General features: G+C 65.0%; 11 protein-coding genes. 8 read left to right on the top strand and 3 right to left on the bottom strand.

Translation table 11 applies throughout. The features are described from left to right. Positions 1–100: 100 nt before the first annotated feature. Positions 101–1,615 carry a threonine ammonia-lyase, biosynthetic gene (gene ilvA / locus Q7C30_RS16425; RefSeq protein ID WP_039581850.1) on the top strand — a complete coding sequence of 505 codons (1,515 nt, stop codon included), beginning with the start codon at positions 101–103 and terminating at the stop codon, positions 1,613–1,615. A gap of 85 nt (positions 1,616–1,700) precedes the next feature. After that, on the top strand, positions 1,701–2,126 hold the full coding sequence (locus tag Q7C30_RS16420) for a DUF2269 family protein (protein WP_317872141.1): 426 nt from the start codon (positions 1,701–1,703) through the stop codon (positions 2,124–2,126). Positions 2,127–2,133: 7 nt separating this feature from the next. On the opposite strand, the gene Q7C30_RS16415 is transcribed toward Q7C30_RS16420, so the two are convergent. After that, on the bottom strand, positions 2,134–2,790 hold the full coding sequence (locus Q7C30_RS16415) for an HAD family hydrolase (protein ID WP_029614754.1): 657 nt from the start codon (positions 2,788–2,790) through the stop codon (positions 2,134–2,136). A 145-nt stretch (positions 2,791–2,935) separates the two neighbouring features. Between Q7C30_RS16415 and Q7C30_RS16410 the strand changes: the two genes are divergently transcribed. Continuing rightward, positions 2,936–3,415, top strand: coding sequence for an RNA pyrophosphohydrolase (locus Q7C30_RS16410; protein WP_029614755.1), 480 nt, complete (start codon positions 2,936–2,938; stop codon positions 3,413–3,415). Between the two features lie 22 nt (positions 3,416–3,437). After that, positions 3,438–5,711 carry a phosphoenolpyruvate--protein phosphotransferase gene (gene ptsP / locus Q7C30_RS16405; protein ID WP_029614756.1) on the top strand — a complete coding sequence of 758 codons (2,274 nt, stop codon included), beginning with the start codon at positions 3,438–3,440 and terminating at the stop codon, positions 5,709–5,711. Positions 5,712–5,750: 39 nt separating this feature from the next. Here ptsP and Q7C30_RS16400 read toward each other — a convergent pair whose 3' ends face one another. After that, positions 5,751–6,497 carry an NRDE family protein gene (locus Q7C30_RS16400; RefSeq protein WP_317872140.1) on the bottom strand — a complete coding sequence of 249 codons (747 nt, stop codon included), beginning with the start codon at positions 6,495–6,497 and terminating at the stop codon, positions 5,751–5,753. 131 nt (positions 6,498–6,628) lie between these two features. On the opposite strand from Q7C30_RS16400, the gene Q7C30_RS16395 reads away from it, so the two are divergent. The 3 genes from Q7C30_RS16395 to Q7C30_RS16385 are packed head-to-tail and all read left to right on the top strand — an operon-like array spanning position 6,629 to position 9,252. Next, complete coding sequence (locus Q7C30_RS16395; RefSeq protein ID WP_317872139.1) at positions 6,629–7,411, top strand: sulfite exporter TauE/SafE family protein; 783 nt, start codon at positions 6,629–6,631, stop codon at positions 7,409–7,411. Between the two features lie 10 nt (positions 7,412–7,421). Beyond that, on the top strand, positions 7,422–8,231 hold the full coding sequence (lgt, locus tag Q7C30_RS16390) for a prolipoprotein diacylglyceryl transferase (RefSeq protein ID WP_317872138.1): 810 nt from the start codon (positions 7,422–7,424) through the stop codon (positions 8,229–8,231). A gap of 49 nt (positions 8,232–8,280) precedes the next feature. Beyond that, positions 8,281–9,252, top strand: a complete 972-nt coding sequence (locus Q7C30_RS16385; protein WP_116889792.1) for a thymidylate synthase — start codon at positions 8,281–8,283, stop codon at positions 9,250–9,252. Between the two features lie 72 nt (positions 9,253–9,324). On the opposite strand, the gene cadR is transcribed toward Q7C30_RS16385, so the two are convergent. Beyond that, positions 9,325–9,768 (bottom strand): Cd(II)/Pb(II)-responsive transcriptional regulator, encoded by a 444-nt coding sequence (gene cadR / locus Q7C30_RS16380; protein WP_029614759.1) that lies wholly within the window; start codon positions 9,766–9,768, stop codon positions 9,325–9,327. Between the two features lie 96 nt (positions 9,769–9,864). On the opposite strand from cadR, the gene Q7C30_RS16375 reads away from it, so the two are divergent. Continuing rightward, positions 9,865–12,147 (top strand): heavy metal translocating P-type ATPase, encoded by a 2,283-nt coding sequence (locus tag Q7C30_RS16375; RefSeq protein WP_317872137.1) that lies wholly within the window; start codon positions 9,865–9,867, stop codon positions 12,145–12,147. The last annotated feature ends 7 nt before the right edge of the window (positions 12,148–12,154 follow it).

The raw sequence follows: 12,154 nt of genomic DNA, 5'->3' as shown, positions 1-12,154 counted from the left end.
GGCGCTAGTATAGCCACTCCACAGGCTTTGCTGTGGTCGCCCGACCGGGCGCTGGGGTAGACTTCCAGCCCCTGTCCCGCGGCCCAGTGATGTGTTCAACATGCTCGAACAGTACGTCAAGAAGATCCTCACCTCGCGCGTCTACGACGTCGCGGTCGAAACCCCGCTGCACAGCGCCGGGCAACTGAGCAAGCGCCTGGGCAACCAGGTCCTGCTCAAACGCGAGGACCTGCAGCCGGTGTTTTCCTTCAAGATCCGCGGGGCGTACAACAAGCTGGCGCAATTGAGCGCCGAGGAACTGGCCCGTGGCGTGGTCACCGCCTCGGCGGGCAACCATGCCCAGGGCCTGGCATTGGCGGCCCGCGAGCTGGGCATCAAAGCGACCATCGTGATGCCCAAGACCACCCCGGAAATCAAGATCGAGGGCGTGCGTTCGCGCGGCGGCAAGGTGGTGCTGCATGGCGACTCCTTCCCCGAAGCCCTGGCCTACTCGCTGAAGCTGGTCGACGAAAAGGGCTTCGTCTATATCCACCCCTATGACGACCCCCACACCATCGCCGGGCAGGGCACCGTGGCCATGGAGATCCTGCGCCAGCACCCTGGGCGACTCGACGCGATCTTCGTGCCGGTCGGCGGCGGCGGCCTGATCGCCGGCATCGCCGCCTACGTGAAGTACCTGCGTCCCGAGATCAAGGTCATCGGCGTGGAGCCGGACGACTCCAATTGCCTGCAGGCGGCCATGGCCGCAGGCGAGCGCGTGGTGCTGCCACAGGTCGGGCTGTTCGCCGATGGGGTGGCCGTGGCGCAGATCGGCCAGCACACCTTCGACATCTGCCGGCATCATGTGGACGAGGTGATCACTGTCAGTACCGACGAAATCTGTGCGGCCATCAAGGATATCTACGACGATACGCGCTCGATTACCGAACCTGCTGGCGCTTTGGGCGTGGCGGGCATCAAGCGCTACGTGGAGCTGACCGGCGTCAGCGGGCAGACGCTGGTGGCCATCGACTCCGGCGCCAACGTCAACTTCGACCGCCTGCGGCATGTGGCCGAGCGCGCCGAACTGGGCGAGAAGCGCGAGGCGATCATCGCCGTGACCATCCCGGAGCGCCCGGGCAGCTTCAAGGCCTTCTGCGAGGCCATCGGCAAGCGCCAGATCACCGAATTCAACTATCGCTACCACGCCGACAAGCAGGCGCACATCTTCGTCGGCGTGCAGACCCACCCGGAGACCGACCCGCGCGCAGCGCTGGTGCAGCACCTGATCGACCAAGGTTTCCCGGTCACCGACCTCACCGACAACGAACTGGCCAAGCTGCACATCCGCCATATGGTCGGTGGCCACTCGGCAGCCGCCAGCGACGAGCGGGTGCTGCGCTTCGAATTCCCCGAGCGTCCTGGCGCGCTGTTCAATTTCCTCGACAAGCTGGGCGGTCGCTGGAACATCTCGATGTTCCACTACCGCAACCACGGGGCGGCCGATGGTCGGGTGGTGGCGGGGTTGCAGGTGCCGGAAGACGAGCGTCACCTGCTGCCCGATGCCTTGGCCAAGATCGGCTACCCCTACTGGGACGAAACCGATAACCCGGCGTACACGCTGTTCCTGGGCTGAGCGGCTACGCTTGGTTGCAGAACGCGCCTGATCGCGGCGGCCGATCGCTGCCGCCACACGGACTCCAGTGCCCGAAGGACATGACATGGAACACCTGACCGCCCTCAAGACCTTGCACGTCCTCGCCACTGCGCTGCTGCTGCTCGGTGCACTGGGGCTGGCGATCCTGACCTGGCGTGCCCGTCGCCAGGGCGATGCCCAGGCTTACGCCAAGCTGCTGCGTCGTCCGCTGGTGTTCGTCTGGCTGGTCATGGGCGTGTGCCTGCTGAGCATGCCGTTCACGGGCTGGTGGCTGGTGCACCTGCTGGGCTGGCCGCTGGGGCAGACCTGGGTGCTGGCCTCGAGCATCCTCTACACCCTGGGGGCGCTGGCCGTCTGGTGGCTGCTGGTGCGCCTGAACCGCCTGCGCAAGGCCGAGCCCGTGGGGCTGCGGCTGACCTTGGCGCTGGCGGTGTTCAGTGGCGTGTGCTTTCTGTCGATCGCCGGCTTGATGGGTGCCAAGCCGGTCTGAGGGCTCGTCAGTCGCGCAGCGAAATCACCGGCCAGCCACGGCGTTCGGCTTCTGCCTTGAGCTTGGGATCGGGGTCTACTGCCACCGGGTGGGTGACTTGCTCGAGCAGCGGCAGGTCGTTGAGCGAGTCGCTGTAGAAGTAGCTGTCCTGCAGGTCGTAGCCGTTCTCCAGCATCCAGCGCTGCAGGCGCGTCACCTTGCCTTCACGGAAACAGGGTATATCGGTGCTACGCCCGGTGTAGCGCTCGCCGTCGCGCTCGCATTCGGTGGCCAGCAGGGTGCGCACGCCCAGGCGGCGAGCGATGGGTGCGGTGACGAAGCGGTTGGTGGCGGTGATGATCACCAGGTGATCGCCGGCGTCGCGGTGCTGTTGCAGCAGGGCCAGGGCCTTGGGCTGGATCAGCGCTTCGACGCAGTCGCGCATGAACTCGCGGTGCCATTGATCGAGCTGGGCCGGCTCGGTGGCGGCGAAGATTTCCATGGAGAAGGCCAGGTAGGCCTGCAGGTCCAGGGTGCCGTTCAGGTAGTCCTGATAGAACGCGTCGTTGCGGTCTTTGTAGGCGACGGGGTCGAGAATGCCCCGTTCACACAGGTAGTCGCCCCAGGCGTGATCGCTGTCACCGCCGAGGAGGGTATTGTCCAGGTCGAATAAAGCCAAACGCATGGGGTTTTCTCGCAGAAGCCTCCGGGAAGAAGTCCCGCAGAATACGGAGTTTTTAGCGCGCTGCCCATAAGCGATGGCGGGCGCGTTGCTGCGCTCGCAAGCTTTGTGGAACAATGCGGCGACATGCGTTTTCGAGGTTGCTGCCGTGATCGACCCGGATGGTTTTCGCCCCAATGTCGGGATCATTCTCACGAATGATGCCGGACAGGTGCTATGGGCTCGGCGGATCAACCAGGATGCCTGGCAGTTTCCCCAGGGCGGCATCAACCCTGACGAAACCCCAGAAGATGCCCTGTACCGCGAGCTGAACGAAGAAGTTGGCCTGGAACGCGAGGATGTGGAAATACTTGCCTGCACCCGCGGCTGGTTGCGTTATCGTCTGCCTCAGCGCCTGGTGCGTACGCACAGCCAGCCGCTGTGCATCGGCCAGAAGCAGAAGTGGTTCCTGCTGCGCCTGGTGAGCAACGAACAGCGGGTAAGAATGGACCTGACCGGAAAACCGGAGTTCGATGGCTGGCGATGGGTCAGCTACTGGTATCCGCTGGGCCAGGTGGTGACATTCAAGCGCGAGGTGTATCGCCGCGCGCTGAAAGAGCTAGCCCCGCGCCTGCTGACGCGCGACTGACGACGGAGTTCGACCCCGAGCCATGCTCAATACGCTGCGCAAGATCGTCCAGGAAGTGAACTCCGCCAAAGATCTCAAGACGGCGTTGGGGATCATTGTCTTGCGCGTCAAGGAAGCCATGGGCAGCCAGGTCTGCTCGGTCTACCTGCTCGACCCGGAGAGCAACCGTTTCGTGCTGATGGCCACCGAAGGCCTGAACAAGCGCTCCATCGGCAAGGTCAGCATGGCGCCCAACGAGGGCCTGGTGGGCCTGGTCGGCACCCGCGAGGAACCGCTGAACCTGGAAAACGCCGCCGATCACCCGCGCTACCGCTACTTCGCCGAGACTGGCGAGGAGCGCTTCGCCTCCTTCCTCGGCGCACCGATCATCCACCACCGTCGCGTGGTCGGGGTGCTGGTCATCCAGCAGAAGGAACGGCGTCAGTTCGACGAGGGCGAGGAAGCCTTCCTGGTGACCATGAGCGCGCAGCTCGCCGGGGTCATCGCCCACGCCGAGGCCACCGGCTCCATTCGTGGCCTGGGCCGTCAGGGCAAGGGTATCCAGGAAGCCCGTTTCGTCGGTGTGCCGGGCTCGCCCGGTGCCGCTGTCGGGCGTGCGGTGGTCATGTTGCCGCCCGCCGACCTGGAAGTGGTGCCGGACAAGACCGTCGAAGACATCGACGGCGAACTGAAACTGTTCGAGAACGCCCTCGAAGGCGTGCGCGCCGACATGCGCAAGCTGTCGGCCAAGCTGGCGACCCAGTTGCGCCCCGAAGAACGGGCGCTGTTCGATGTGTACCTGATGATGCTCGAAGACGCCGCGCTCGGCGGCGAAGTGGCCGAGGTCATCAAGACCGGTCAGTGGGCCCAGGGCGCACTGCGCCAAGTGGTCGGCGAGCACGTCAACCGCTTCGAGCTGATGGACGACGATTACCTGCGCGAGCGCGCCTCCGACGTCAAGGACCTCGGTCGACGCCTGTTGGCGTATCTGCAGCAAGCGCGCTCGCAGACCCTGGTCTACCCCGACAACACCATTCTGGTGAGCGAGGAACTCACCCCGGCGATGCTCGGCGAAGTGCCGGAAGGCAAGCTGGTGGGCCTGGTGTCGGTGCTGGGCTCGGGCAACTCGCATGTGGCCATTCTGGCCCGGGCCATGGGCATCCCGACGGTGATGGGCCTGGTCGATCTGCCGTATTCGAAGGTCGATGGCATCGAGATGATTCTCGACGGCTACAAGGGCGAGGCCTACACCAACCCCAGCGAAGTGCTGCGCAAGCAGTACAGCGACGTGGTCGAGGAAGAACGCCAGTTGGCCCGCGGCCTGGATGCCCTGCGCGAGCTGCCTTGCGTCACCCCCGATGGCCATCGCATGCCGCTGTGGGTCAACACTGGGCTGCTGGCCGACGTCGCCCGGGCTCAGCAGCGGGGCGCCGAGGGCGTGGGCCTGTATCGCACCGAAGTGCCGTTCATGATCAACCAGCGCTTTCCCAGCGAAAAGGAACAGCTGGCGATCTACCGCGAGCAACTGGCCGCCTTCCATCCACTGCCGGTGACCATGCGCACGCTGGACATCGGTGGCGACAAGGCACTGTCCTACTTCCCGATCAAGGAAGAGAACCCCTTCCTCGGCTGGCGCGGTATCCGCGTCACCCTCGACCACCCGGAAATCTTCCTGGTGCAGACCCGCGCCATGCTCAAGGCCAGCGAGGGCCTGAACAACCTGCGCATCCTGCTGCCGATGATCTCCGGCATCCATGAGTTGGAAGAGGCGCTGCACCTGATCCACCGCGCCTGGGGCGAGGTGCGTGACGAGGGCACCGATGTCCCGATGCCACCGGTCGGGGTGATGGTGGAAATTCCGGCCGCGGTCTACCAGACCCGCGAACTGGCCCGGCAGGTCGATTTCCTCTCGGTCGGCTCGAACGACCTGACCCAGTACCTGCTGGCGGTGGACCGCAACAACCCACGGGTCGCCGACCTCTATGACTACCTGCACCCGGCAGTGCTGCAAGCCTTGCAGACGGTGGTGCGCGATGCCCATGCCGAAGGGCGACCGGTGAGCATTTGCGGCGAGATGGCCGGTGATCCGGCAGCCGCCATCTTGCTGATGGCCATGGGCTTCGACAGCCTGTCGATGAACGCCACCAACCTGCCGAAGGTGAAATGGATGCTGCGCCAGGTGAACTTGAGCAAGGCCAGCGAACTGCTCAGCGAAGCCATGAGCCACGACAACCCGCAGGTCATCCACAGCTCGTTGCAGTTGGCGTTGAAGAATCTCGGTCTGGCGCGGATGATCGGGCCGAACAAGACCTTGTGAGCGAAAAGCGCCCTGACAGCGCGGCCTGGCGCCGATGCGTCAGGCGCTGACTTCGACTTCGCCCAAGTGCCCGCCGAACGGCCCATAGCTGCGCTCGATCATCCGTCTTCTGCCCTGATCGTCGACGATCAATACGGTACTCGCCCGTGTCCCGTAGGTCTGGCTGGCAATGAACACGCTCGACAGCAGCCGCTCGGTCGCAAGGCCAACGCCCGTCTCTGGCAACGCCTCATCGGGTGCCGTCGCGTCATCGGCCAACATCGCCAAAAAATACTGCGCGCTGGGCGTCTCCAACGCCGCCGCGAACGCCTGCCGTGCCTTCACCAGCTTCGGCCACGGCGTATCCAGCGCAGCGTTGGAAAGCCCATAGACGCCCGGCTGCAACAGCCGTGGTAGCGCCTCGTGCGCGTTTACATAGCCCAGCACCTGGCCGTCGCCGGCCAGCAGATTGAACCCTGAGTAGTGGCTGCTGCGTTCGGCGACCTGCTGCAGGTACGTCGTCACTGCCATCTCGCCACGCAGAAACGCCGCCACCAACTCGCCACGCGAGCGCGACCCCAGCGGCTGACGCGGATCGCGAATATTGGTCAGCGCCGCGAAGCGCCCGCCCGGACCGATGCCCAGCCACGTGCCGCCGGCCTCCAGGTCGCGACCGGCATACACGCCCGGGGCGTCTTCCCAGGCGCTCAGAGACTGGGCAGGGCGAGCGTAGAACTCGTCACGGTTGGCCGCGACGATCAGCGGCTGGGCATGACCCGGCCGCCAGGCGAATAGAATCAGGCACATGCTGGGGCCTCTGGCTGAGTCTGCCACTGTAGCGGCTGCCTGGCGCTCGCGCATCAACCTGACGCAGAGTTCACTAGAGCCGTGGCCCCGGCTTCCGTTACCATGCCGGATCGCATTCTCTGGGCCTGCGAATGGAATTCGTACTCTATCTGCTGTTGGGCGCCTGCGCCGGTGTGCTCGCCGGCCTCTTCGGCGTGGGCGGCGGTATCATCATCGTGCCGGTGCTGGTGTTCAGTTTCACCCTGCAAGGCTTCGATGCGTCGATTCTCACCCATCTGGCCGTCGGCACCTCCTTGGCCACCATCGTCTTCACTTCGATCAACGCCGTGCTCGAGCACCATCGCAAGGGCGCCGTGCAGTGGCCGGTGTTCCTGTGGATGACGGTCGGCATCCTCATCGGTGCCGGGATCGGCGCCAAGACCGCCTCGTTGATCCAGGGCCCGCTGTTGCAGAAGATCATCGGCGTGTTCGCCTTGCTGGTGGCGCTGCAGATGACGCTCGACTTCAAGCCCAAGGGCCGTGGCGGTGTCCCCGGCAAACCTGGACTGATCGGTGCGGGCGGAGTGATCGGCTGGGCCTCGGCGATCTTCGGCATCGGCGGCGGCTCGCTGACCGTACCCTTCCTCACCTGGCGCAGCCTGTCCATGCAACAGGCCGTGGCCACCTCGTCGGCCTGCGGTCTGCCGATCGCCCTGGCCAGCACCCTGAGCTTCATGGTGCTGGGCTGGAGCGAACCGCACCTGCCCGCGCACAGTCTGGGTTATGTGTATTTGCCTGCGCTGATGGGTATCGCCGTCACCAGCATGTTTTCCGCCCGCTTCGGCGCACGTCTGGCGCATCGGTTGTCGCCGCGTCTGCTCAAGCGTCTGTTCGCCGCGTTGCTGTTCTGCGTCGGTTTAAGTTTTCTGATCTAGAGGAACCTCCATGCTGCCTTACCCGCAGATCGACCCCGTGGCCCTGTCACTCGGGCCGCTGAAAATCCACTGGTACGGCCTGATGTACCTGGTTGGCATTGGCGGCGCCTGGCTGCTCGCCACCCGCCGACTCAACCGCTTCGATCCCACCTGGAGTCGGGAAAAGCTGTCCGACCTGGTGTTCTGGCTGTCGATGGGGGTGATCGTCGGTGGGCGCCTGGGCTATGTGCTGTTCTACGACTTGCACCAGTACCTGGCCAACCCGACCCTGATCTTCGAGGTGTGGAAGGGCGGCATGTCGTTCCACGGCGGCTTCATCGGCGTGATGTTGGCGGCCTTGTGGTTCGGCAAGCGCAACAACAAGTCGTTCTTCGAGCTGATGGACTTCGTCGCGCCGCTGGTGCCTATCGGCCTGGGAGCCGGGCGCATCGGCAACTTCATCAACGCCGAGCTGTGGGGCAAGCCCACCGACGTGCCGTGGGCGATGATCTTCCCGCCGTTCAGCGACCCGGCGCAGTTGCCGCGCCACCCGTCGCAGCTGTACCAATTCGCCCTCGAAGGCGTGGCGCTGTTCGCGATCCTCTGGCTGTTCTCGCGCAAGCCGCGTCCGACCATGGCGGTCTCCGGCATGTTCGCGCTGTTCTACGGGATCTTCCGCTTCATCGTCGAGTTCGTCCGCGTGCCGGACGCCCAGCTCGGCTACCTGGCCTGGGGCTGGCTGACCATGGGTCAGATTCTCTGCGTGCCGATGATCGTCGCTGGCCTCGGCCTGATCTGGTGGGCTTATAATCGCAAACCCACGGCGACACCCGCCCACTGAAATCCCACGGCAGGGGCGATCCCCCTGCCGTGCTTGCCACAGGTAGGCCATGAAACAGTATCTAGACCTGGTCCGTGACGTCATCGACAACGGCACGCTGCAGGGCAATCGCACCGGCATCCGCACCATCAGCCTGCCCGGCGCCATGCTGCGCTTCGATCTGCAGAAAGGCTTTCCGGCCATCACCACGCGCAAGCTGGCGTTCAAGTCGGCGATCGGCGAAATGGTCGGTTTCCTGCGCGGCGTGAGGAACGCCGGCGAGTTCCGCGAGCTGGGCTGCAAGGTCTGGGATCAGAACGCCAACGAAAACGCCCAGTGGTTGGCCAACCCGTTCCGTCAGGGCCATGACGATCTCGGCGAAATCTACGGCGTGCAATGGCGCCAGTGGCCGGGTTACAAGCGCATCGCGCTGAGCAACCCCGCCGCCATCGAAAAGGCACAGCAGGCCGGATTCCGTCAGATCGCCCAGGACGAAGAGGACGGCCAGGCGTTCGTCATCCTGTACAAGGCCATCGACCAGGTGCGTCAGTGCCTGGATACCATCGCCAACGATCCGGGCAGCCGACGCATCCTGTTCCACGGCTGGAACTGCGCCCAGCTCGACGAAATGGCCTTGCCGCCGTGCCACCTGCTGTACCAGTTCCACCCCAATGTCCAGACCCGGGAAATCTCCCTGACGCTGTACATCCGCTCCAACGACCTGGGCCTGGGCACCCCGTTCAACCTCACCGAGGGCGCGGCGCTGCTGTCGCTGTTCGGGCGTCTCACCGGCTATACACCACGCTGGTTCACCTACTTCATCGGCGACGCCCATGTGTACGAAAACCACCTGGATATGCTCAACGAGCAGATGAAGCGTGAGCCGCTGGCAGCGCCGAAGCTGATGATCAGCGAGCGCGTACCGGAGTTCGCCAAGACGGGCAAGTACGAACCCGAATGGCTGGAGAAGATCGAGCCGAGCGATTTCTGGCTCGAAGGCTATGAGCACCATGCACCGATGACCGCGCCCATGGCGGTCTGATTCCTACCGCGCTGCCGGGGCGCACCGATCCCCGGCCTCGCTGCTACTCCCTAGGTCCCGGCGCCAGTCCGATCAATGCCCGTGGCTACGCCCCACGTGCGAATGCTCGACCTCCGGCGCCGTCACCGCGCCATTGACCTCCAACTGCTGCAAAATCGCGCATTCCTCCCCCTGCACATTGCACTGCCGGCGCAACTCCACCAGTTGCTGTTGCAGCGCCACCAGCCCGTCGATCCTCGCCTGTACGTGCTCGATATGCTCGTCGATCAGCGCATTGACGCTGCCGCAGGCGCCCTCGGGACTGTCGCGCAGGCGCAGCAGGCTGCGGATTTCGTCGAGGGTCATGTCCAGGGTGCGGCAGTTGCGAATGAAGGTCAGGCGCTCCACGTGCGCCTGGGTATACAGCCGGTAATTGCCTTCGCTACGGGCCGGTTCGGGCAGCAATGCCTCACGCTCGTAGTAGCGAATGGTCTCCACGGCGCAGTCGGTCACCTTGGCCAATTCTCCGATCTTCATCGCGCGTTCCCCTGAGTGCTTGACCCTATAGTGGCTACAGGGTGTTCACTTGGCAACAACACCCCGTCAGTAGGCACTCTCGATCAGGGCGAACCTATGAACCAGCCGGTCAGTCACCACCATACGCATGAGCACGATCACGATCATGGACACGATCACCAGGGACACGATCATGGCGGCCATGACCACTCCCATGCCAGCCCCGGCGGCAGTTGCTGCAGCACCCGCGCGGCTGCGCCTGCCTTCGTGCAACTGACCGACAAAGCCAGTGACGGCGCGCGCCTGAGCCGCTTGCGCATCGACGCCATGGACTGCCCCACCGAGCAGACGCTGATCCAGGACAAACTGGGCAAGCTCGCCGGCATCGAGCAACTGGAATTCAACCTGATCAACCGTATCCTCGGCGTGCGCCATACCCTCGACGACACCGCGTCCATCGTGCGTGCCATCGACAGCCTGGGCATGAAGGCCGAACCCCTGGCCGACGCAGACGACGGCAGCGCCAGCGCGCCGGGCGCGCACAAGACCCGCTGGCGGCCGCTGGTGCTCTCCGGATTGGCCGCCATCGCTGCAGAAGTCGTGCACTTTTCCGGCCTGGCGCCGGAGTGGCTGGTGGCCGCGCTGGCGCTGGCCGCTATCCTCGGCTGTGGCCTGGGCACCTACAAGAAAGGCTGGATCGCCCTGAAGAACCGCAACCTCAACATCAACGCGCTGATGAGCATTGCCGTCACCGGTGCGGTGCTGATCGGTCAGTGGCCGGAAGCGGCCATGGTCATGGTGCTGTTTACCCTCGCCGAGGTGATCGAGGCGCGCTCGTTGGATCGCGCGCGCAACGCCATCAGCGGCCTCATGCAACTCGCCCCGGACATGGCCACCGTGCAGCAGGCCGATGGCCAGTGGCGTGAAGTAGAGGTGCGCGAGGTGGCGATCGGTGCGCGGGTGCGGGTGCGTCCCGGTGAGCGTATCGGGCTGGACGGCGAGGTGGTCGAGGGTCAGTCCAGCGTCGATCAGGCGCCGATCACCGGCGAAAGTCTGCCCGTGGAGAAGGGCCTGGGCGACAAGCTGTTCGCAGGCACCATCAACCAGGCCGGGGCGCTGGAGTACCGTGTCACGGCTGGCGCTGGGCAATCGACCCTGGCGCGCATCATCAAGGCCGTGGAGCAGGCACAGGGCGCGCGGGCACCGACCCAGCGCTTCGTCGACCAGTTCTCGCGCGTCTATACGCCGGCCGTGTTCGCCATCGCCCTGGCGGTGGCGTTGATTCCGCCGCTGTTCATGGCCGGCGCCTGGTTCGACTGGGTCTATCGCGCGTTGGTGCTGCTGGTGGTGGCGTGCCCCTGTGCCTTGGTGATTTCCACGCCGGTGACCATCGTCAGCGGCCTGGCGGCGGCGGCGCGCAAGGGCATTCTGATCAAGGGCGGCATCTACCTTGAAGGCGGTCGCAAGCTCGATTACCTGGCGTTGGACAAGACCGGCACCATCACCCATGGCAAGCCGGTGCAGACCGACTTCACCCTGCTCGACCCGCGTTTCGACAGCCGTGCACAGGCGCTCGCCGCCAGCCTCGGTGAGCGCTCCGACCATCCGGTGTCGCACGCCATCGCCCAGTATGGCCGCGAACAGAACATTGCCCTGAGCCCGGTCAGCGAGTTCGCGGCGCTGGCCGGGCGCGGCGTGCGCGGCGAGATCGACGGTGAGGTCTATCACTTGGGCAACCATCGCCTGGTGGAGGAACTGGGCCTGTGCTCTCCTGCGCTGGAAGCACAACTGGACCGGCTGGAGCGTCAGGGCAAAACCGTGGTGCTGCTGCTCGACCGCTCCGGCCCGCTGGCACTGTTCGCCGTGGCCGACACGGTCAAGGACAGCAGCCGCCAGGCCATTGCCGAGCTGCATGAACTGGGTATCAAGACGCTGATGCTGACCGGCGATAACCCGCACACGGCCCAGGCCATCGCCGCCCAGGTCGGCATCGACCGCGCCGAAGGCAATCTGCTGCCGGCCGATAAGCTCAAGAGCATCGAAGACCTGTACGCCCAAGGGCATCGGGTCGGCATGGTCGGCGACGGCATCAATGACGCCCCGGCCCTGGCCCGCGCCGAGATCGGTTTCGCCATGGCCGCCGCCGGCACCGACACCGCCATCGAGACCGCCGATGTGGCGCTGATGGACGACGACTTGCGCAAAATTCCGGCGTTCGTCAGGCTGTCACGCCAGAGCGCGGCCATTCTGATCCAGAACATCGTGCTGGCCCTGGGGGTCAAGGCAATCTTCCTGGCCGTGACCTTCGCCGGCCTGGCCACCCTATGGATGGCAGTGTTCGCCGACATGGGCGTGAGCCTGCTGGTGGTCTTCAACGGCTTGCGCCTTCTGCGTAAGTAGCAGCGGC

The organism is Pseudomonas sp. RAC1 (genome assembly GCF_030658255.1).
Taxonomy (GTDB): domain Bacteria; phylum Pseudomonadota; class Gammaproteobacteria; order Pseudomonadales; family Pseudomonadaceae; genus Aquipseudomonas; species Aquipseudomonas boreofloridensis.
The sequence above is the reverse complement of the archived record's forward strand: the minus strand, read 5'-3'. Positions and strand labels throughout refer to the sequence as shown.